Genomic DNA, 20,540 nt, shown 5'->3' on the forward strand with positions numbered 1-20,540 from the left:
CGTCAGCAGGGCGACGGATGCCGCGGTGCGCGCCCGTCCCTAGCGTGGAAGGCATGCAGAACTCTCCCTCCGCCCTCGGCCTCGTCGCCCGGGTCACGCACCTCACCAAGTCCTACGGCACGGCCGGCAACCGCGTCACCGCCCTCGATGACGTGTCCGTCGGCATCCGTCGCGGCGAATTCACGGCCATCATGGGGCCGTCCGGCTCCGGCAAGTCGACGCTCATGCACGTCATGGCCGGCCTCGACAGCCCCACCAGCGGCGGCGCCTGGCTGGGAGACACCGAGGTGTCCTCCCTCGGGGATGCGGCACTGACCGTGTTGCGCCGTCGCCGGGTGGGTTTCGTCTTCCAGTCGTTCAACCTGGTGCCCACGCTCGACGTGTCCGGCAACATCCTGCTGCCCTTCGAGCTCGACGGCCGCCGGCCTGACGCCTCGGAGAAGGCTTGGATCGACGAGCTGATCCAGTCGCTCGGCCTCGCCCCGCGACTCACCCACCGGCCGCACGAGCTCTCCGGCGGCCAGCAGCAGCGCGTCGCCATCGCCCGCGCCCTGGCCACCCGGCCCGACCTCGTCTTCGCCGACGAGCCCACCGGCAACCTCGACTCCCGCAGCGGCCGGGAGGTGCTCGGCCTGCTCGCCGCGGCCTGCGCCGACTACGGGCAGAGCATCGCCATGGTGACGCACGACCCCATCGCCGCCAGCCACGCCGACCGCATCATCTTCCTGGCCGACGGCCGCATCGTCGAGGAGCGCGGCCGCTCCAGCGCCGAGGAGATCTCCGCCATCATGCTGGGCATGGAGCAGCCGGCATGAGCGCGCCCAGGCGGCTCATGGCCGGGGGCCGGGAGCACCGCTCCAGCATCCTCGTCGCAGCGCTCAGCTCGGCGTTCGGCGTCGTGCTGCTTCAGGTGACCGACGCCCTTGCCACCATGATCGGCGCGGATGACGTTTCCGGGCACGGGAGCGTCGCCATGGCGCTCGCGATCGTGGCGTTCGTCTTCATCGCCATCGCCGTGTATGTCGGGGCCATCGTCACCGCGAACACGTTCGCCACCATCATCGCCGGCCGCACCCGCACCATCGCCCTGCTCCGGCTGGTCGGCGCGAGTTCCCGCACCCTGCGCCGCGCGGTGGCGGGCGAAGGCTTCCGCGTGGGCATCGTGGGCGCTGCCGCCGGCGCCCTGATCGGCACCGGCGTCTCGTTCACCGTGCTCCGCATCAGCGTCGCGCGCGACCTCATCCCCGACCTCGACTACGCGCTCGTCACCCCGGTCGTCGCCGCACCCATCGTCATCGTCGTGCTCTCCACGTGGCTCGCGTCGTGGGTGGGCTCCCACCGGGTGCTGAACGTGCAACCCATCCAGGCGCTTGGCGCGGCGCAGGAGCTCTCCTACGACGAGGCGCGGCACCGGCCGGTGCGGAACGCGCTCGCCCTCTGCCTGGCGGCACTCGGCCTGGCCTTCCTGGCCGGGGGAGTCGCGGTGGGACTCGTGAGCGCCGTCGGCGTGCTCATCGGCCTCATCGGCGGTCTACTGTCGTTCACGGGCCTCATCCTCGGCGCCCACCGGGTCATGCCGCCCGTGCTGCGGCTCGCGGCGCGCCTCACGCCGCGGAGCGCCGCGTCGAGACTCGCCGCGGCGAACGCCCTCCGATACCCGGAGCGGTCGTCGCGGGCCACGATCGGCCTCGTCATCGGCGTGACCCTCATCACCATGTTCGCCGTCGCCGGCCAGAGCTACCAGGACATGATGCACCGCGCGCAGGAGGCGCAGCCCGAGCTCTACCAGGGCGTCGACCAGGTCGTCGCGGTGACGGTCGCCATCTTCTCCGTGCTGATCGGCTTCAGCGCCCTCATCGCCGCGGTGGGCATGGTCAACAACCTCGCGCTCAGCGTGCTGCAGCGCACCCGGGAGCTCGGCCTGCTGCGCGCCCTCGGCTTCACGGCGACGCAGGTGCGGCAGATGATCCTCGCCGAGAGCGCCCAGATGACCATCGCGGCCGTCGGCCTCGGCCTGGTGCTCGGCGTGTTCTACGGATGGGCCGGAGCCCAGTCCTTGCTCGGCTGGCAGGACGGCGTCGGGCTGATCTGGCCCTCCGTGCCGTGGCTGCTCGTCGTGGCCTGTGTGGTCGGGGCCGCCGCGCTCACCCTCGTCGCCTCGGTGTCGCCCGCCCGCCGGGCCACCACCGTGTCGCCGATCGTGGCCCTCGCCGCCGACTGAGCCCACCGCGTCCGCCCGCGGCCCCCGCACCGCCGCCCGCCCCCTATCCGCCCCACCACACCCGAAGTCAGGAGCGGAGGTGTGTCGCGGCCGCCGGCCCCGCGGAAACACGGGGCCCGGTTTTCGACACGCCGGGTGCAGTCCTGAAAACGGGCGGACACGACGGATGCCGGTGCGCGCGACGCGAGCACCGGCATCCGTTGGCCGGCAGCAGCACAGGCGAAACGGTGTTACCCTGATTCTGTGTTGTACGGTGTGCTCCTCCTTAGCTGCCGCGACGAGTCCTAATCTGAGGCCTCACTCGTCGCGGAGTTCGTCGTTGGCACCCAACAACTCGCGAGGAGAACCCCGATCATGAAGAACAACCAGACGGCGTCTGCACTGCCCGTCCACAAGTACCGCCCGTACCACCAGCAGTTCCGGGTGGAGCTGCCCGACCGCACCTGGCCCGACAAGCACATCGAGACGGCGCCGCGCTGGTGCGCCGTCGACCTGCGCGACGGCAACCAGGCCCTCATCGACCCGATGAGCCCCGAGCGCAAGCGCATCATGTTCGACCTGCTGGTGCGCATGGGCTACAAGGAGATCGAGGTCGGCTTCCCGTCCGCCAGCCAGACCGACTTCGACTTCGTGCGCAGCCTGATCGAAGGCGACGCGATCCCCGACGACGTCACCATCCAGGTGCTCACCCAGGCCCGCGAGCACCTGATCAACCGCACCTACGAGTCGATCCGCGGCGCGAAGCAGGCCATCGTGCACCTCTACAACTCCACCAGCACGCTGCAGCGCGAGGTGGTGTTCCGCGAGGACAAGCAGGGCATCATCGACCTGGCCCTGAACGGCGCCCGCCTGTGCAAGGCGGCCGAGGCCACCGTGCCCGGCACCACCGTCTACTACGAGTACTCGCCCGAGAGCTACACCGGCACCGAGCTCGAGTTCGCGCTCGACATCTGCAACCAGGTGATCGAGGTCTTCCAGCCCACGCCGGAGCGCAAGGTCATCGTGAACCTGCCCTCCACCGTCGAGATGGCGACGCCGAACGTGTATGCCGACTCGATCGAGTGGATGAGCCGCCGCCTCGCGCACCGCGAGAACGTCATCCTGTCGCTGCACCCGCACAACGACCGTGGCACCGCCATCGCCGCCGCCGAGCTCGGCTACCTGGCCGGCGCCGACCGCATCGAGGGCTGCCTGTTCGGCAACGGCGAGCGCACCGGCAACGTCGACCTCGTCGCGCTCGGCATCAACCTGTTCACGCAGGGCATCGACCCGCAGATCGACTTCAGCAACATCGACGAGGTCAAGCGCACCGCCGAGCACTGCAACCAGCTGCCCGTGCCCGAGCGCAGCCCCTGGGCCGGCGACCTGGTCTTCACCGCGTTCAGCGGTTCCCACCAGGACGCCATCAAGAAGGGCTTCGAGGCCATGGCAGCGGATGCCGCGCGCCAGGGCCGGCACGTCGACGAGCTCGAGTGGGCGGTGCCGTACCTGCCGGTCGACCCCAAGGACCTCGGCCGCAGCTACGAGGCCGTCATCCGCGTCAACTCGCAGTCCGGCAAGGGCGGGGTCGCCTACCTGCTGAAGACCGACCACGCGCTCGATCTGCCCCGCAAGCTGCAGATCGAGTTCTCCGGCGTCGTGCAGGCCAAGACGGATGCCGAGGGCGGCGAGGTCACTAGCCAGCAGATCTGGGACATCTTCAACGACGAGTACCTGCCGTCGCCGCACGAGAACGCCGACGTCAAGTGGGGCCGGTTCGAGCTGCTGTCGACGCGCACGGCGAGCGACCTCGCCGGGTCGGTGCAGCTCACCGTGGACCTCCGCGACGGCGACCAGGTGTCACAGGTGACCAGCACCGGCAACGGCCCGATCGCGGCGTTCCTGCATGTGATGGAGGAGCGCGGCATCGACATCACGCTGTACGACTACGTGGAGCACGCGCTCTCGGCCGGCGGCGACGCCACGGCCGCCTCGTACGTCGAGCTCGACGTGAACGGCAAGCGCTATTGGGGCGTCGGGATCGACGCCGACATCTCCACCGCGTCGCTGAAGGCCGTCGTCTCGGCCGTCAACCGCGGCATCCGCGTGGAGGCCGGCGAGCGCCAGCTCGTCACCGCGTAACCTCGATACCATTCGACGGAGAATTCCCGGGATACGCCCGTTTCCGCGCGGATCCGGGTAGAAAGCGGCCGATTCTCCATCGAACGGCATGGGCACGGGGTGGGCCGGTCGGGTGACGCCGCGCGGCTCCGGCGCCGGCCAGGAACTCCTCGAAGGTGCGGTGCCCGTATGGAGCGCCGGACACCATGTTGTGGCCGGCCGTGAGCGCGGCGAACGTCGCGCCCGGAAGGCGCAGCGGCGCGATGCGGCGGCGCGATCCGGTCGCGTCTCGCCATGCCCGCGCGAGGTCGCGGCCGGTGCGTTGCTCGGGGCCGCCGATGTCGGGGACGCGGCCGGCGGCATCCGTCGTCGCAAGCTCGACCAGCCGGGCCGCCACCTCGTGCACGTCGATCGGCTGCACGGAGAACGTCGGCGCAAGCAGCACCGGCAGGAACCGCTGCGCGCGGAAGACGCCGGCCACCAGGTTGTGGAACTGCGTGGCCCGAAGGATCGTGTGCGGGATGCCCGAGCCCGACACCAGCTCCTCGATCGCGAGCTTCTGCCGGTAATAGCCGAGGGGGATCGCGTCGACGCCGACGATCGACATGAACACCAGGTGACGGATGCCGGCCTGCCGCGCCTCTGCAACGAGCGTGCGGCTGGCGCCCACGTCGTTCCGACCGGTGGCGAGGTGCAGCACGGTGTTCACGCCCGCGAGCGCGGCAGCGACGCCCTCACCCGTCAGCAGGTTGCCTGTGGTGAGGCCGTCCCCGGTGCGCCGGCTGAGTACCCGCACGTTGTGGCCCGCCGCGCGGAGCGCCGCGACAGTCGGTGTTCCGAGCTTTCCGGTGCCCCCGGTCACAAGCATGGCCGCCATTGGTGATTCCTCTCCTCGCCTCATTCAACCGGATTCCGGACCGCGCATGGGAGAATGGCGGGGTGCCTGTCTACCGTGATGAAGCCGTCGTGCTCCGCACCCACAAACTGGGTGAGGCCGACCGCATCGTCACCATGCTGACCCGGCAGCACGGCAAGGTGCGCGCCGTCGCCAAGGGCGTGCGGCGCACGGCGTCGAAGTTCGGGGCGCGCCTGGAACCGTTCATGGTCGCCGATGTGCAGCTGTACGAGGGCCGCAGCCTCGACATCATCACGCAGGCCGAGTCGCTCGGCTCCTACGGCGCCCAGATCACCGCCGACTACCCCAGCTACACCGCGGCGAGCGCCATGGTAGAGACGGCCGACAAGCTCACCGAGGCGGAGGGGTCGCTGCAGCAGTACCTGCTGCTCGTCGGCGGCCTGCGCTCGCTCTCTCGGCGGGAGCACGGCCCGAGCCTCACGCTGGACTCCTACCTGCTGCGGGCGCTGTCGATGGCCGGCTGGGCGCCGAGCTTCCAGGACTGCGCCCGCTGCGGCGCGGCCGGCACCTACTCCGCCGTCGTGGTGCAACTCGGCGGCGTGGTCTGCGACGACTGCGCGCCCCCCGGCACGCCGCGGCTCACCCCGGAGACGATCGCGCTCCTCGGCGCGCTGCTCTCCGGCGACTGGGCCTCCGCCGGCGCGGCCTCCGAACGCACCCGGGCCCAGGCCACGGGAATCGTCGCCGCCTACACGCAGTGGCACCTTGAGCGGGGACTGCGTTCCCTGGAACACGTGAGCCGATGATCCGCCGGCAGCCGGCACCGGGGCATCCGGGCGACACGACCCCGCTCACCCACCCCGACGCCGTGCCGTTCAAGCCGCTCGACTGGACCGGCCTCTACCCGCCGGCCATCCCGGCCAAGGCCGTGCCCGAGCACGTCGCCGTCGTCATGGACGGCAACGGCCGCTGGGCCAACGGCCGCGGCCTCACCCGAATCGAGGGGCACAAGGCCGGCGAGGCGGCCCTGCTCGACGTCGTCGCGGGCGCCATCCAGATCGGCGTCAAGCACCTCTCCGTCTACGCGTTCTCCACCGAGAACTGGAAGCGCTCACCCGAGGAGGTGCGCTTCCTCATGGGCTTCAACCGGGAGGTGCTGCACCGCCGCCGGGACCAACTGAACGCTTGGGGCGTGCGGGTGCGGTGGGCCGGGCGAAAGCCGAGGTTGTGGGCATCCGTTGTCAACGAACTGCAGTTCGCCGAACGACTGACCGCCGGCAACGACGTGCTCACCCTCACCATGTGCGTCAATTACGGGGGCCGCACCGAGATCACGGATGCCGTGCGCCAGCTGGCCGAGGACGTCGCCGCCGGCAGGCTGAAGCCGAGCGGCATCACCGAGAAGGCCATCGCACGCCACCTCTACACCGCGGGGCTGCCCGACGTCGACCTGTTCGTGCGGAGCTCGGGGGAGCAGCGCACCAGCAACTTCCTGCTCTGGCAGAGCGCGTACGCGGAGATGGTGTTCCTCGACACGCTCTGGCCGGACTTCAGCCGCGTGGACCTCTGGCGCGCCATCGAGCTGTACGCCTCCCGCAACCGCCGCTACGGCGGCGCCGTAGACGCCCCCGCCCCGCAGAACCCGTGAGGGGTCACCTTTACCTAGTGCCCGAGGCATCCAACTAGGTAAACGTGACCCCTCACGGAGGAATGACCGGGAATAGGGGTGCGGCGGCCCGGGTTGGGGTCAGGGTGAGCGAAACCATCAAGGTAGACATCTGGTCCGACGTGCAGTGCCCGTGGTGCTACATCGGCAAACGCACGTTCGAAGCGGGCGCGGCGCAGTTCGGCGGCGACGTCGAGGTCGAGTACCACAGCTTCGAGCTCGCCCCCGATACCCCGGTCGACTTCGACGGCACCCCGGTCGACTACCTCAGCCGCCGCAAGGGTCTCCCGGCCGAGCAGGTGCACCAGATGCTCGACCATGTCACCGGCATCGCCAAGAACGTCGGCCTCGACTACGACTTCGACTCCGTGCACCAGACCAACACGGTCAAGGCGCACGAACTGCTGCACTACGCGAAGGCGCACGGCCGCCAGCTCGAGATGAAGGAACGCCTGCTCAAGGCCTACTTCGTCGACGGGGCGCACGTCGGCCGCATCGACGACCTCGCGGACCTCGCCGCGGAGGTGGGCTTCGACCGGAGCGACGTCGTGCGCGCCCTCACCGAGAACGAGTACCTCGCCGACGTGAAAGCCGACGCCGCCCTCGCCGCCGAGTACGGCATCCAGGGTGTACCGTTCTTCGTCATCGACGGAAAATACGGCGTCTCCGGAGCACAGGAGGCCGCCACCTTCGCCCAGGTGCTCGAGCAGGTCGCTGCCGAGCGCACCACAGCCACCACCGAATCACAGGAGCAGAACGCATGAGCGAGACCACGACCACCGCAACGGATGCCGCCCCCGCCGCCGACGGACGCGCCATCCTCGAGATGGTCGGCCAGCCCGCCGAGACGACCGGCGGATGCTGCGGCGGCGCCTGCTGCGCCGTCTGAGCCCTACCGCGTCGCCGGTTCGGGGCGCGCTACTCGGGGTCGCTGATGTCGGCGACCGTGGCCTCGAACGCGGCGATGAGCGCGTCCGCGTCGACGAAAGCGCTGTAGCCGTGGTCACCGGCGCCCATCGACACCTCCCGGCCCACGATGGAGGCGTCGGCGAACACCGGCCACGCCGTGCTGCTGCCGAACGGCGTGATCGTGCCGCGGGCGTAGCCGGTCGCCTCCAGCGCGTGCGACGCGTCGGGCAGCGAGAGCTTGTTGACCCCGACGAGCGCCCGGAGCTTCGCCCAGGAGATCTTGCGGCCGCCGGGGACCAGGGCGAACAGGTAGTCGCCGTCGTGGCGCTTGACAACCAGGGTCTTCACGATGTCGCCGGGCCGGATACCCATCAGCTCGGCCGCCTCGTGCAGGCTCCGGGCGGCCGGGCGCTGCACGATCCGCACCTGAACGCCGCGTGAAGCCGCATCCCTCAACACCCGGGCTGTGCCATCGGATTCTCCACCCTGCGCTGCCTCGTTCACGACCCGCCCCGGCTTTCTGGGAGAATTGATGACAATGATGACCCCCACGCCCACGATAAGCCACGCACCGGCCCTCCGAATCGGTCCGCTCGAGCTCGACGTCCCCGTCGTGCTCGCACCCATGGCGGGCATCACCAACACGGCGTTCCGCCGGCTCTGCCGCGAGTACGGCGCCGGCCTCTACGTCAGCGAGATGATCACCTCGCGCGCCCTCGTCGAGCGCACCCGCGAGTCCATGCGGTTGATCACCCACCACCCGAGCGAGACCACCCGCTCCATCCAGCTCTACGGCGTCGACCCGACCACCGTCTCCGAGGCCGTCACCATGCTCGTCGCCGAAGATCGCGCCGACCACATCGACCTCAACTTCGGCTGCCCGGTGCCCAAGGTCACCCGCAAGGGCGGGGGAGCAGCGCTCCCATGGAAGCTCACCCTGTTCCGCCAGATCGTCGAGGCCGCCGTGAAGGCCGCCGGCGACATCCCCCTCACCGTGAAGATGCGCAAGGGCATCGACTCCGACCACCTCACCTACCTTGAGGCCGCCAAGGCCGCCCAGGGCGCCGGCGTCGCCTCCATCGCGCTGCACGCCCGCACCGCCGCGGAGTTCTACTCCGGCCAGGCCGACTGGTCCGCCATCGCCGCCCTCAAGGAGGCGATCACCGACACGCCCGTGCTCGGCAACGGCGACATCTGGTCGGCCGACGACGCCGTGCGCATGACCCGGCAGACCGGATGCGACGGCGTCGTCGTCGGGCGCGGCTGCCTGGGCCGTCCGTGGCTGTTCGGCGACCTCGCCGCGGCGTTCCAGCCCGGCGACGGCGAACGTGCACCCATCCAGCCGAACCTCGGCCAGGTGGCCGCAGCATTCCGTCGGCACGCCGAGCTCCTCACCGCGTTCTTCGAGAGCGAAGAACGCGGATGCCGCGACATCCGCAAGCATGTCGCCTGGTATTTCAAGGGGTACCCGGTCGGCGGCGACCTGCGCGCGAGCCTCGCGACGGCGGAGTCCCTCGCCCAGCTCGACGACCTGCTCGGCACGCTCGACCACGACCAGCCATACCCGGGCGTCGGCGCCGAAGGGCCGCGCGGCCGCGCCGGCACCCCCAAGAAGCCGGCACTGCCGGAGAACTGGCTGGCCAGCCGCGAGATGGTCGGCGACGACCGCGCCACCCTCACCGAGGGCGAAGGAGACACCAGCGGTGGCTAACAGCACCGGCTACAGCGCGGCCGACGAAGAGCGGGCTCTGCCCGAGGTGCACCGTTCGCGCCGCAGCGACTTCGCCCGCGACCGCGCCCGGCTGCTGCACTCCAGCGCACTGCGCCGCCTTGCCGCCAAGACCCAGGTGCTCAGCCCCACCGCGGGACTCGACTTCGCCCGCAACCGGCTCACCCACTCGCTCGAGGTGGCCCAGATCGGCCGCGAACTCGCTCTCCGGCTCGGCCTCGACCCCGACATCGTCGACACCGCCTGCCTCGCCCACGACATCGGTCACCCGCCGTTCGGCCACAACGGCGAGAAGGCCCTGAACGCCTGGGCCGCCGATATCGGCGGCTTCGAGGGCAACGCGCAGACCCTGCGCCTGCTCACCCGCCTCGAGCCCAAGGTGTTCGGTCCGGACGGCGAGAGCTTCGGCCTCAATCTCACCCGCGCCAGCCTCGACGCCAGTTGCAAGTACCCCTGGGCAGCGGATGCGTCGGTGGCCGATCCGAGCGGGCGCGCCAAGTTCGGCTTCTACCCCGACGACCTCGCCGCGTTCGAGTGGGTGCGCCGGGGTGCCCCCGCCCGGCAGCTCTGCATCGAGGCGCAGGTGATGGACCTCTCCGACGACATCGCCTACTCCGTGCACGACTTCGAGGACGCCGTGTTCAACGGCTCCATCGACATCGCCGCCCTCGGCCGTCGAGTCGACCACGACGACCTTGTCTCCTCCATGTACGAGTGGATCGGGGGAGCGGTCTCCCACGACGAGCTCATGGCCGCCTTCGACCGGCTCGATACCCTCGACGTGTGGTTCGACAGCTGGGACGGCGGTCGGCGCGACCAGGGCCGGCTGAAGAACCTCACCAGCCAGCTCATCGGCCGGTTCTCCGGCGCCGCGGTGAACGCCACGCGAGCCGCCCACCCGCAGGAGAGCCTGATCCGCTTCGCCGGCTCGGTCGTCGTGCCCCGTGAGATCCAGGCGGAGATCGCTGTGCTGAAGGGCATCGTCGCCGCGTTCGTCATGTCGACCACGACCCGCAAGCCCATCTACGCCGAGCAGCGGTCGATGCTCACCGACCTCGCCGACGCGCTGCTGGCCACCGGCGACGCGCAACTCGACCCCGGGTTCCGGGAGGACTGGCGTGCCGCGACCGACGACGCCGCCCGCAAGCGCGTCGTCGTCGACCAGGTGGCCAGCCTCACCGACCAGTCCGCGACGGCGTGGCACGAGCGCCTCGTGCCGCCCGTCATCCCGTAGGCCATGGAAGTCGCGTCGCGCGCGCTGAACGCCGCTGGGCGGGTTGAATTCAGCGCGCGCAGCGGCGTTCAGCCCGCGCAGCTCGATACTTCGGCGAGAAACTAGGATGACGCTATGGCCGGCCTGATTCGACAAAGCGACATCGAAGAGGTCAAGGCGCGCACCAACATCGCCGACGTCGTCGGCAGTTACGTGAGCCTCAAGTCCGCCGGGGTCGGCTCGCTCAAGGGCCTCTGCCCCTTCCACGACGAGCGCAGCCCCAGCTTCCACGTGCGCCCCCAGGTGGGCTTCTACCATTGCTTCGGCTGCGGCGAGAGCGGCGACGTCTACTCGTTCCTGCAGAAGATGGACCACGTCAGCTTCTCCGAGGCCGTTGAGCGCCTCGCGGCCGGCGTCGGCATCCAGTTGCACTACGAAGACGGCGGCAACGCCCCCGACCACGGCAACCGGGCCCGGCTCCTGGCCGCCAACCAGGCCGCCGCCGAGTTCTTCACCGACGCGCTCGCGAGCCCCGAGGCGCAGGTGGGGCGCGCCTTCCTCGGCGAGCGCGGCTTCGACGCGCACGCCGCCGCACGGTTCGGGGTCGGCTTCGCGCCGAAGAGCTGGGACCAGCTCACCAAGCACCTGCGCGGGCGCGGCTTCACCGCCGACGAGCTCCTCGCCGCGGGCCTCGTCTCCAGCGGTGACAGGGGCGTCTACGACCGCTTCCGCGGGCGGCTGGTCTGGCCGATCCGCGACATCACCGGCCAGACCGTCGGCTTCGGTGCGCGCCGGCTCCTCGACGACGACAAGGGGCCCAAGTACCTCAATACCCCCGAGACGCCGGTGTACCACAAGGCGCAGGTGCTCTACGGGCTCGACCTCGCCAAGCGCGACATCTCCCGCGGGCACCAGGTCGTGGTGGTTGAGGGGTACACGGATGTCATGGCCTGCCACCTCGCAGGCGTCACCACCGCGGTCGCCACCTGCGGCACCTCGTTCGGTGTCGACCACATCAAGGTGCTCCGCCGCGTGCTCGGCGACGACAGCGGCATCGGCGAGGTGGTGTTCACCTTCGACCCGGATGCCGCCGGCCAGAAGGCCGCGGTGCGCGCATTCGGCGAGGAGCAGCGTTTCGCCGCCCAGACCTACGTCGCCGTGGCGCCCGAGGGGCTCGATCCCTGCGACCTGCGCCTGGCGCGCGGCGACGAGGCGGTCCGCCGCCTCATCGACACCAAGAAGCCGATGTTCGAGTTCATGATCCGGCAGCTGCTGGGGCGCTACAACCTGGAGACCGTCGAGGGCCGCGCCGGGGCGCTCAGGGCCGCGGCGCCCGTCGTCGCCGACATCCGCGACCCTTCGCTCCGGCCCGGCTACAGCAGGGAACTGGCGCGCATGCTCGGCGTCGACATCGACGAGGTGAGCCGCGCGGTGTCCGCCGTGCGGCGAGGCGGTGGCGAACAGGGCCGGGCGGGGGAGAACCGCCCCCGCGCCCGCAGCGACGCCGGCACGGCATCCTCTGCCGCGGGGCCGGCAGCCGAACCCGCCCCGGAACGGCCATTCTCGATCGCCGACCTGCCGAAGGACCCGGCCACGCGGCTGGAGCGCGACGCCCTCATGGCCATGCTGCAGTACCCGGCCGTCATCGGGGTCGACCTCCTCCGGCGTGCGACCGCCACCACGTTCACGCAGGGTTCCCTCGCAGTCGTCAGCGACGCGATCGCCGTGAACGCCGAGCACGCCGACGAGCCCAACTGGCTCGGTCGGATCCTCGGCGAGCTTCCCCCGACAGTGCAGGGGCTCGTGCAGCAGCTCGCCGTCGCCCCGCTCCCGGAACGCACCGAGCGGGAGGTGCTCCGCTACGCCCGCGAGATCACCATCTCCCTGGTCGACCGCGACCTGCTGCGGTTGAAGGCCGAGCTGCTCGGCAAGCTGCAGCGCACCGACCCGGCGGCCCGCGAGGTCTACGCAGTGATCCAGCGCGAGCTCGTGCGGGTCGAAACCGAACGGCGCGCCCTCCGGGGCGACTGAGGGCGCGCTGCCTGCCAAACCGCAGGTTGCAGCTGTATAAAGAAGCGGCCGAGCGCTAGGGCGAGGCGTCCTCGATGTGCTAGGTCTATCCCTACAGCAATCACGGTTGCAGGTTCGCGGCGTGACTGAAAGAACAACAGGAAGAGGTTTACGGATATGACATCCGCATCCACCAACGGAAAGCGCGTCGTCGCCGCAGCAGCGGCGTTCACGGCGGTGGCCCTCGTGCTCTCCGGCTGCTCCGCCGGAGGCGGCGGCGACAAGGGCGGCGCCACCGGCGGCGCCAGCGGCGGCCCGATCCTCATCGGGACGACCGACAAGGTCACCACGCTCGACCCGGCCGGCTCGTACGACAACGGCTCCTTCGCCGTGATGAACCAGGTGTTCCCGTTCCTCATGAACACCCCCTACGGCAGCCCCGACGTGAAGCCCGACATCGCGACCAAGGCGGAGTTCACCTCCCCGAACGACTACACGGTCACCCTGAAGTCCGGCCTCAAGTGGGCCAACGGCAACGACCTCACCTCGTCCGACGTGAAGTTCACCTTCGACCGGCAGCTGAAGATCGCCGACGTCAACGGCCCGTCGTCGCTGCTGTACAACCTCGACAGCGTCGACGCGCCCGACCCGACCACGGTCGTGTTCCACCTCAAGGCCGCCAACGACGTGATCTTCCCGCAGATCCTCTCGAGCCCCGCCGGCCCCATCGTCGACGAGGACGTCTTCTCGCCCGACGCCATCACGCCCGACCAGGACATCGTCAAGGGCAAGGCGTTCGCCGGCCAGTACACCATCACGAGCTACGACTTCAACAACCTCATCGGCTACAAGGCGAACCCTGACTACCAGGGCCTCCTCGGACCGGCGAAGACCGACGTCGTGAACGTGAAGTACTACACCGAGGCGTCGAACCTGAAGCTCGACGTGCAGAAGGGCGACATCGACGTGGCCTGGCGCAGTCTGTCGGCCACCGACATCGACGCCCTCCGCGGCAACAAGGATGTCAAGGTCGTCGACGGCCCCGGTGGTGAGCTGCGGTACATCGTCTTCAACTTCAACACGATGCCCTTCGGCGCGAAGACCCCGGATGCCGACCCCGCCAAGGCCCTCGCCGTGCGCCAGGCCATGGCCGACCTCGTCGACCGCCAGGAGATCGCCGACCAGGTGTACAAGGGCACGTTCACGCCCGTGTACTCCTACGTTCCCGCCGGCCTCACCGGCGCGACCGAGTCGCTGAAGCCGCTCTACGGCGACGGCCAGGGTGGCCCCGACGCCGACAAGGCAAAGCAGACCCTCGAGGCCGCCGGCGTCAGCACGCCCGTCACGATCAACCTGCAGTACAGCAACGACCACTACGGGCCGTCCTCGGGCGACGAGTACGCGCTCGTCAAGGACCAGCTCGAGTCGTCGGGCCTGTTCAAGGTCAACCTGCAGACCACCGAGTGGGTGCAGTACTCCAAGGACCGCTCCAGTGACGTGTACCCGGTGTACCAGCTGGGCTGGTTCCCGGACTACTCCGACGCCGACAACTACCTGACCCCGTTCTTCCTCAAGGAGAACTTCCTCGCCAACCACTACGACAACCCCGAGGTGAACGACCTGATCCTCAAGCAGGCCACCACCGCGGACCCGGCGGCGCGGACAGCGATCATCAAGGAGATCCAGGACAAGGTCGCCAAAGACCTGTCGACGCTGCCCCTGCTGCAGGGCGCCCAGGTCGCGGTGACCGGCAAGGACATCACCGGAACCAAGGACACGCTCGACCCCTCGTTCAAGTTCCGCTACGCGGCGCTGACCAAGGGCTGAGTGCAAGACCCGCTAGAGTTTTCCCTAGCTTGACCGACGGGGGCATCCAGTGTTCAGCTGGGTGCCCCCGCTTCATTTTGCGAACGTTAGGTGAGCATGACCACAGCGGCAGCCGCGCCCCAGACCGGGGAAGCACGACCAGCCAGGCGTAAACGGGCACCCGGGGGCGGCCTCGGCCGCTACATCCTAGTGCGTTTCCTGCTGATCATCCCGACCATCTTCATCCTCGTCTCCATGGTGTTCTGGCTCATGCGCACCACGGGCGACCCGATCACCGCCGCACTCGGCGGCCGCCTCGGCGCCGCCCAGCTCGCCCAGCGCATCCACGAGGCCGGCTACGACCGCCCGATTCTCATCCAGTACTTCGAATACATCGGCAAGGTCTTCACCGGCGACTTCGGTACGACCCTCAGCACCAACCAGCCCGTGACGACCGTGCTGGTCACCTACGGCGCCGCCACGGCGGAGCTCGCGTTCTACGCGCTCATCGTCGCCTTCATCGTCGGCATCCCGCTCGGCATGGTCGCCGCATACTGGCGTGACAGGGCAACGGATGCGACGCTCCGCGTCTTCGCGATCCTCTGCTACGCCACGCCCGTGTTCTTCTCCGGCCTGCTGTTCAAGCTCGTGTTCTCGATCTGGCTCGGCGCGCTCCCGGTCGCCGGCCGGGCGTCGACGCGCTCGGAGCTGACGCTGCAGTCGCTGCCGAACCAGACCGGCGTGTACCTCATCGACGCCATCCGCACCGGAAACGGCGCCATCATCACCGACGTGCTCGTGCACGCGATCCTCCCGGCACTGGCGCTCGGCCTCCTCACCGCCGGCGTCTTCCTGCGGCTCGTGCGCACCAACGTCATCGGAACCCTCGGCACCGAATACGTGGACGCCGCCCGGTCCCGGGGGGTGCGCGAGTTCCGCCTCGTGAGCAAGCACGCCTACCGGCCGGCCCTCATCCCGATCATCACCGTGATCGGCCTGCAGATCGCCCTGCTGCTCGGCGGCGCGGTGCTCACCGAGACGACCTTCGAATGGAAGGGCCTAGGCTTCATGCTCGCCGAGTTCCTGAAGGCCCGCGACTTCGTCGCCGTGCAGGGCATCGTCGCGCTGCTCGCCGTCATCGTGGCGCTCACCAACTTCATCGTGGACATCATCGCCGCGCTCATCGACCCGAGGGTGAGGTACTGACCGTGACTGCGACCAGCGGATCGACCGCCATCGCCCACAAGCCGGCACTCTGGACCCGGCTGCCGATCGTGCACCAGGTGCGCCAGAGCGTCGGCCTGCAACGCGGGATGCTCGTGGCCGGCCTCGTCATCACCGGCGTGTTCGTGCTCTCCGCCATCTTCGCCCCGCTCATCGCCCCCTACGGCTACAGCCAGCTGCGCGGCGACAACGGTCCCTTCGGCGCGCAGCAGCCGCCCGGCGCCGATCACCTCCTCGGCACGACCGTGGGCGGCTACGACGTGCTCTCCCGGGTGATCTGGGGCGCGCAGACCGCCCTCTTCGTCATCGTGGTGGCCGTCATCCTGTCGATCTTCGCCGGCGTGCTGCTCGGCCTGGTCTCCGGCTACTTCGGCGGATGGCTCGACCGGGTGCTCGTCGTCGTCTGCGACGCCGTGTACGCGTTCCCGTCGCTGCTGCTGGCCATCGTGATGTCGATCGCGATCTCCGGGGGCCGGTCGGGCCTTCTCGCGGGCGTGTTCGCGGCGGCGATCTCCATCACCGTGGTCTTCATCCCGCAGTATTTCCGGGTGATCCGGGCGGAGACCGTTCGGATCAAGTCGGAGGCGTTCGTCGAATCGGCGCAGGTGCTCGGAGCGAGCAACAGCCGCATCATGTTCCGGCACGTGCTCCGGAACGCCACCCGCACCCTGCCGCTCATCTTCACGCTGAACTCCTCCGAGGCGATCCTCACCCTCGCCGGCCTCGGCTTCCTCGGATTCGGCATCGAACCCACGGCTGCCAGCGAGTGGGGCTACGACCTGAACAAGTCGATCTCCGACGTGACGAGCGGCATCTGGTGGACCGCGCTGTTCCCCGGGCTTGCGATCGTCCTGACGGTGCTCGGCATCACACTCGTGGGGGAGAGCCTGAACGACCTCGCCGACCCGCGGCTGCGCGGGCGCCGAGCCGTCGGGAAGTCCTCCGGAACCGTCGCCGAGACATCCGTTGTGCCCGGCGGCACGCTTGACGCCGTCCCGGGCGGCATCGACGGGCTGGAGAGCGGGCACGGCTCCGCAGACGGAGACCTGGCCACGGAACCGGAGGGGCGCTCATGACCGACGTGCTGACCATCGACGGACTGGGCGTGTCGTTCGCGACGGATGCCGGGGCGGTCAAGGCCGTCGACGGTGTCAGCCTGCAGGTGGCCCCCGGCGAGGTGCTCGCGATCGTGGGTGAGAGCGGCAGCGGCAAGACCGTCACCGCGAAGACGATCCTCGGGCTGCTGCCGGAGACCGCGACCGAGAACGGCGCGGTCATCCTCCGCAGCCGCGACGGGCAGAGCGAGAGCGATATCGTGGCGCTGACCAAGGCCGAGCTGCGACAGGTGCGCGGCCGCGACGTGTCGATGGTGTTCCAGGAGCCCTCCACGGCCCTGAACCCCGTCTACACGGTGGGCTGGCAGATCATGGAGGGCATCCGCGCCCACGGCCAGGTCGGCCGCGCCGAGGCCAAGGCGAAGGCGATCGAGATCCTCGGCCGTGTCGGCATCCCCGACCCCGAGGTGCGCGTCGACTATTACCCGCACCAGTTCTCGGGCGGTCAGAAGCAGCGCGTCGTGATCGCCATGGCGCTGGTGCTGAACCCCGGCCTCATCGTGGCCGACGAGCCCACCACTGCGCTCGACGTCACCGTGCAGGCCGAGATCCTCGACCTGCTGCGCACGGTCCGCGACGACTTCGGCACGGCCATCGTGCTGATCACGCACAACATGGGCGTCGTCGCCGACCTCGCCGACCGCGTTGCCGTGATGTACCAGGGCAAGGTCGTCGAGGAAGCGGACGCGCACACCCTGTTCACGGCTCCCACGAACAGCTACACCAAGTCACTGCTCGCGGCCGTGCCCCACGTGGGCCAGGGCATCGAGCGTGCGGCGGAGCGGGCGAGGGCCCGCCCCGCCGGCTGGGCGGAGCAGGCGCCGGTCGTGCAGGCCGAGAACCTGCGCATCCAGTACCCGGGCCGACTCGGCCGTCCCGGCTTCGTCGCCGTCGACGACGTGAGCTTCAGCATCAGGCCGGGCGAAGTGCTCGGCCTCGTGGGCGAGAGCGGTTCGGGCAAGACCACCACCGGGCGCGCCATCGCGGGGCTCACCCGGGTGACCGGCGGGTCCCTGCGCGTGCTGGGGCACGAGATGAACGGATTCCACGAACGCGCCTTCAAGAAGGTGCGCAGCGAGATCGGCTTCGTCTTCCAGGACCCGGCGTCGAGCTTCAACCCCCTGCTGACCATCGCCGAGTGCGTCGCCGAACCGCTCGTCGTGCACGGGCGCGCCGCCAACCCGGCCGCGGCCCGTGGCCGCGTCGACGAGCTCCTTGAAGCGGTGCAGCTGCCGCGGGCCTATGGCAATCGCTACCCGCATGAGCTCTCCGGCGGCCAGCGGCAGCGCGCGAGCCTGGCCCGTGCGCTCGCGCTGGAGCCGTCGCTGCTGATCGCCGACGAGCCCACCAGCGCCCTCGATGTGTCGGTGCAGGCCAGCGTGCTTGAGCTGTTCGCTGAACTGCAGCGGGAGTTCGGATTCGCGGCGCTCTTCATCAGCCACGACCTCGCGGTCATCGACATCCTCGCCGACCGCATCGCCGTGCTGTACCGCGGCAGGCTCGTGGAGGAGGGCACCGGGGCCGAAGTGCTCGGCGCCCCGAAGGACCCGTACACGCAGCGGCTGCTCGCGTCGCTGCCTGTGCCCGACCCCGCCGAGCAGGCATTGCGCCGGCAGGAACTCGAACGGCTGCGTGCGGCAGGATAGGAGCATGACCCGGGAAGCTGCATCCGTTCACGCCGTGGCGGCCAGCGACCTCACCATCGAATACCCACCGCACGGGGCCAGCCCCGCCTACGTGGCCGTCCACGGCCTCAGCCTCCGCATCGAGCCCGGCGAGGTCGTCGGCCTGCTGGGGGAGAGCGGCTCGGGCAAGAGCACCATCGCCCAGGTGCTCTCGGGGAGGGCGTTCACCCGGCCGACCGGGTCGACCGAGGTGCGCCCGGTGATCACGGGCGGCGAGGTGCGGGTGCTGGGCATGCCGCTCGGCCGGATGCGCCGGCGCAGCCTCGCACGGCTCACGTTCGACGTCGGCTTCCTCGCGCAGGATGCCGCCGACCGGCTTCCGGCGGCCCTGACGGTCGCCGAGATCGTCGCCGCGCCCGTTCTCGAGCGTGACCCGCGGTTCAACCGCGCCGAGCTCGGCACCCGGGTGGCGACCATCGTCGACGCCGTGCGGCTGCCGCTGGCCGTGCTGAAGAAATACCCCTACGAGCTCAGCGGCGGGCAGCGCCAACGTGTCGCCCTCGCCCGTGCACTCGTGTTCGCCCCGACCCTGCTCATCGCCGACGAGCCGACGGCGGGCGTCGACCTCACGCTGCGCGACGCCCTCATCGACCTCGTGAGTGAGCTGCAGCGCGAACGCGCCTTCTCGGCCCTCGTGGTGAGCCACGACCTGCACGTGCTTCGGGGCCTTACCAACCGCATCGGGGTGATGCACCAGGGCGTGCTCGTCGCGCTGGGCACCATCGATGAGGTATTCACCGACCCGTGGCATCCGTATGTGGCGAAGCTCGCGGAGGCGCTCGCTCCGCCGCGCGACGAACCGGACGACGAGGAACCGGACGAGGAACCGGACGACGAGGCGCCGGACGAGGAGGCGCCGGACGACGAGGACGGCCTCGAGGACGAGGAGCCCGGCGACGAACAGCCCGGCGCCGAACCGGCGGAGCAGGCACGGTGAGCCGCCACGCCGCCGTCGTTCCCGGCGGTCCCAGCCGGCTGGAGGAGCACGAGCGCCCCACCCCTGGCCCGATCGCCGTGCTCCCCGAGCCGGACGCCTTCTTCACCGCGGCCGTCGAGGCCGGCGGCGGGCAGGTGCAGCCGCTCTCGGCCAACACCCGCGGCATCATCTGGCTGTCCAACTCCCGTGCCCCTGAGCTCACGGACGTGCTCGCAGCCCACCCCGGCGTGGAGTGGGTGCAGTTGCCGTGGGCCGGCATCGACGCCTTCGCCGGCACGATGCGGCACCACGGCGGCCGCACGCTGCTCTGGACGAGCGCGAAGGGATGCTTCGCCCAGCCCGTCGCGGAGCACGCCCTCGCGCTCACCCTCGCACTCATGCGGGTGCTGCCCAAGCGCGCCCGGGCGACCAGCTGGAACCCCACCGAGGAGGGGCGCTCCCTGTACGGGCGCACCGTCGTGATCGTGGGAGCGGGCGGGATCGCGCACGAACTCCTCCGGCTGCTCGAACCGTTCGGCGTGCATGGCGTCGTCGTGCGACGGCGCGCCGATCCCGTGCCCGGCGCAAGCCGCACCCTGCCCTCCGAGGCGCTCCGCGACGTGCTCCCGGAGGCGGACGTCGTCGTCGTTGCCGCCGCCCTCACCGCCGGCACCCGGCAGCTCATCGGGGCGGCCGAACTCGCGCTGCTGCCACCGACGGCCGTACTGGTGAACGTGGGTCGCGGCGCCCTGGTCGACACGGATGCCCTCGTGGATGCGTTGGCCCGCGGGCTGATCGCCGGGGCGGCACTCGACGTGACCGACCCGGAGCCGCTGCCGGCCTCGCATCCGCTGTGGGCGGAGCCGCGCTGCCTGATCACCCCACACATGGCCGACACGCCCGAGATGACGGCGCCGCTGCTCGCCCGGCGCATCGAGGAGAACGTGCGTGCGTTCCACGGCGGCGGCGCCTTCGTCGGCGTCGTCGACCCGGCCCTCGGCTACTGACCCCGCCCGCTCCCGCCGCCTCGCCGGCCGCCCTGTTCGCACTTCAGCGTCCCAGGGGCGCTGAATTGGGCACGCGGGCGGGC

18 protein-coding genes are annotated in these 20,540 nt (G+C 70.2%); 16 read left to right on the forward strand and 2 right to left on the reverse strand.

Features of this window, described 5'->3' with window-relative positions; all coding sequences use genetic code 11:
• The first annotated feature begins 53 nt into the window (after positions 1-53).
• The 3 genes from EEJ31_RS11780 to leuA all read left to right on the forward strand — a co-directional run bounded on the left by EEJ31_RS11780 (position 54) and on the right by leuA (position 4,342).
• Complete coding sequence (locus EEJ31_RS11780; protein WP_123046487.1) at positions 54-815, forward strand: ABC transporter ATP-binding protein; 762 nt, start codon at positions 54-56, stop codon at positions 813-815.
• Complete coding sequence (locus tag EEJ31_RS11785) at positions 812-2,221, forward strand: ABC transporter permease (protein WP_123046488.1); 1,410 nt, start codon at positions 812-814, stop codon at positions 2,219-2,221. Before EEJ31_RS11780 ends, EEJ31_RS11785 begins: the two co-directional genes overlap by 4 nt.
• 354 nt (positions 2,222-2,575) lie before the next feature.
• Positions 2,576-4,342 carry a 2-isopropylmalate synthase gene (leuA, locus tag EEJ31_RS11790; RefSeq protein WP_123046489.1) on the forward strand — a complete coding sequence of 589 codons (1,767 nt, stop codon included), beginning with the start codon at positions 2,576-2,578 and terminating at the stop codon, positions 4,340-4,342.
• On the opposite strand, the gene EEJ31_RS11795 is transcribed toward leuA, so the two are convergent.
• The gene (locus tag EEJ31_RS11795; protein ID WP_123046490.1) at positions 4,332-5,198 is read right to left on the reverse strand and encodes an SDR family oxidoreductase; all 867 of its coding nucleotides are present in this window, start codon (positions 5,196-5,198) and stop codon (positions 4,332-4,334) included. The genes leuA and EEJ31_RS11795 overlap by 11 nt on opposite strands.
• Before the next feature lie 62 nt (positions 5,199-5,260).
• Here EEJ31_RS11795 and recO point away from each other — a divergent pair, with 62 nt between their 5' ends.
• The 4 genes from recO (at position 5,261) to EEJ31_RS14225 (ending at position 7,732) form a co-directional block, all read left to right on the forward strand.
• A complete protein-coding gene (recO, locus tag EEJ31_RS11800; RefSeq protein WP_123046491.1) occupies positions 5,261-5,983 on the forward strand; it encodes a DNA repair protein RecO in 723 nt (240 codons plus the stop codon).
• A complete protein-coding gene (locus EEJ31_RS11805) occupies positions 5,980-6,825 on the forward strand; it encodes an isoprenyl transferase (protein WP_123046492.1) in 846 nt (281 codons plus the stop codon). Before recO ends, EEJ31_RS11805 begins: the two co-directional genes overlap by 4 nt.
• Positions 6,826-6,929: 104 nt before the next feature.
• Entirely contained in the window at positions 6,930-7,607 is a 678-nt protein-coding gene (locus tag EEJ31_RS11810; RefSeq protein WP_123046493.1) for a DsbA family oxidoreductase, read from the forward strand.
• Positions 7,604-7,732 carry a hypothetical protein gene (locus EEJ31_RS14225; protein ID WP_267897624.1) on the forward strand — a complete coding sequence of 43 codons (129 nt, stop codon included), beginning with the start codon at positions 7,604-7,606 and terminating at the stop codon, positions 7,730-7,732. The genes EEJ31_RS11810 and EEJ31_RS14225 overlap by 4 nt, the downstream gene beginning before the upstream one ends.
• A gap of 29 nt (positions 7,733-7,761) precedes the next feature.
• On the opposite strand, the gene EEJ31_RS11815 is transcribed toward EEJ31_RS14225, so the two are convergent.
• Positions 7,762-8,256 carry an aminoacyl-tRNA deacylase gene (locus EEJ31_RS11815; RefSeq protein WP_233563871.1) on the reverse strand — a complete coding sequence of 165 codons (495 nt, stop codon included), beginning with the start codon at positions 8,254-8,256 and terminating at the stop codon, positions 7,762-7,764.
• 28 nt (positions 8,257-8,284) lie between these two features.
• On the opposite strand from EEJ31_RS11815, the gene dusB reads away from it, so the two are divergent.
• From dusB to EEJ31_RS11860, 9 genes are all read left to right on the forward strand, one after another.
• On the forward strand, positions 8,285-9,463 hold the full coding sequence (gene dusB / locus EEJ31_RS11820; protein ID WP_123046494.1) for a tRNA dihydrouridine synthase DusB: 1,179 nt from the start codon (positions 8,285-8,287) through the stop codon (positions 9,461-9,463).
• A complete protein-coding gene (locus tag EEJ31_RS11825) occupies positions 9,456-10,715 on the forward strand; it encodes a deoxyguanosinetriphosphate triphosphohydrolase (RefSeq protein WP_123046495.1) in 1,260 nt (419 codons plus the stop codon). Before dusB ends, EEJ31_RS11825 begins: the two co-directional genes overlap by 8 nt.
• A gap of 114 nt (positions 10,716-10,829) precedes the next feature.
• Complete coding sequence (dnaG, locus tag EEJ31_RS11830; RefSeq protein WP_123046496.1) at positions 10,830-12,725, forward strand: DNA primase; 1,896 nt, start codon at positions 10,830-10,832, stop codon at positions 12,723-12,725.
• 156 nt (positions 12,726-12,881) lie between these two features.
• Positions 12,882-14,531 (forward strand): ABC transporter substrate-binding protein, encoded by a 1,650-nt coding sequence (locus tag EEJ31_RS11835; RefSeq protein WP_123046497.1) that lies wholly within the window; start codon positions 12,882-12,884, stop codon positions 14,529-14,531.
• 96 nt (positions 14,532-14,627) lie between these two features.
• Positions 14,628-15,716 (forward strand): ABC transporter permease, encoded by a 1,089-nt coding sequence (locus tag EEJ31_RS11840; RefSeq protein ID WP_123046498.1) that lies wholly within the window; start codon positions 14,628-14,630, stop codon positions 15,714-15,716.
• A 107-nt stretch (positions 15,717-15,823) separates the two neighbouring features.
• Positions 15,824-16,810, forward strand: a complete 987-nt coding sequence (locus tag EEJ31_RS11845; RefSeq protein WP_123046517.1) for an ABC transporter permease — start codon at positions 15,824-15,826, stop codon at positions 16,808-16,810.
• Positions 16,807-18,495 (forward strand): dipeptide ABC transporter ATP-binding protein, encoded by a 1,689-nt coding sequence (locus EEJ31_RS11850; protein ID WP_123046499.1) that lies wholly within the window; start codon positions 16,807-16,809, stop codon positions 18,493-18,495. Before EEJ31_RS11845 ends, EEJ31_RS11850 begins: the two co-directional genes overlap by 4 nt.
• A gap of 4 nt (positions 18,496-18,499) precedes the next feature.
• Entirely contained in the window at positions 18,500-19,471 is a 972-nt protein-coding gene (locus tag EEJ31_RS11855) for an ATP-binding cassette domain-containing protein (RefSeq protein WP_123046500.1), read from the forward strand.
• The gene (locus tag EEJ31_RS11860; protein WP_233563873.1) at positions 19,468-20,457 is read left to right on the forward strand and encodes a D-isomer specific 2-hydroxyacid dehydrogenase family protein; all 990 of its coding nucleotides are present in this window, start codon (positions 19,468-19,470) and stop codon (positions 20,455-20,457) included. The genes EEJ31_RS11855 and EEJ31_RS11860 overlap by 4 nt, the downstream gene beginning before the upstream one ends.
• Positions 20,458-20,540: the final 83 nt, after the last annotated feature.

The organism is Cryobacterium tepidiphilum (assembly GCF_003716325.1).
Classification (GTDB): Bacteria; Actinomycetota; Actinomycetes; order Actinomycetales; family Microbacteriaceae; genus Cryobacterium; species Cryobacterium tepidiphilum.

Excerpts from the sequence above, each read along its gene's own strand:
- EEJ31_RS11780 (WP_123046487.1), top strand. The coding sequence starts at position 54 with ATGCAGAACTCTCCCTCCGCCCTCGGCCTCGTCGCCCGGGTCACGCAC.
- EEJ31_RS11785 (WP_123046488.1), top strand. The coding sequence starts at position 812 with ATGAGCGCGCCCAGGCGGCTCATGGCCGGGGGCCGGGAGCACCGCTCC.
- leuA (WP_123046489.1), top strand. The coding sequence starts at position 2,576 with ATGAAGAACAACCAGACGGCGTCTGCACTGCCCGTCCACAAGTACCGC.
- EEJ31_RS11795 (WP_123046490.1), bottom strand. The coding sequence starts at position 5,198 with ATGGCGGCCATGCTTGTGACCGGGGGCACCGGAAAGCTCGGAACACCG.
- EEJ31_RS11805 (WP_123046492.1), top strand. The coding sequence starts at position 5,980 with ATGATCCGCCGGCAGCCGGCACCGGGGCATCCGGGCGACACGACCCCG.
- EEJ31_RS14225 (WP_267897624.1), top strand. The coding sequence starts at position 7,604 with ATGAGCGAGACCACGACCACCGCAACGGATGCCGCCCCCGCCGCCGAC.
- dusB (WP_123046494.1), top strand. The coding sequence starts at position 8,285 with ATGACAATGATGACCCCCACGCCCACGATAAGCCACGCACCGGCCCTC.
- dnaG (WP_123046496.1), top strand. The coding sequence starts at position 10,830 with ATGGCCGGCCTGATTCGACAAAGCGACATCGAAGAGGTCAAGGCGCGC.
- EEJ31_RS11835 (WP_123046497.1), top strand. The coding sequence starts at position 12,882 with ATGACATCCGCATCCACCAACGGAAAGCGCGTCGTCGCCGCAGCAGCG.
- EEJ31_RS11840 (WP_123046498.1), top strand. The coding sequence starts at position 14,628 with ATGACCACAGCGGCAGCCGCGCCCCAGACCGGGGAAGCACGACCAGCC.
- EEJ31_RS11845 (WP_123046517.1), top strand. The coding sequence starts at position 15,824 with ATGCTCGTGGCCGGCCTCGTCATCACCGGCGTGTTCGTGCTCTCCGCC.
- EEJ31_RS11850 (WP_123046499.1), top strand. The coding sequence starts at position 16,807 with ATGACCGACGTGCTGACCATCGACGGACTGGGCGTGTCGTTCGCGACG.
- EEJ31_RS11855 (WP_123046500.1), top strand. The coding sequence starts at position 18,500 with ATGACCCGGGAAGCTGCATCCGTTCACGCCGTGGCGGCCAGCGACCTC.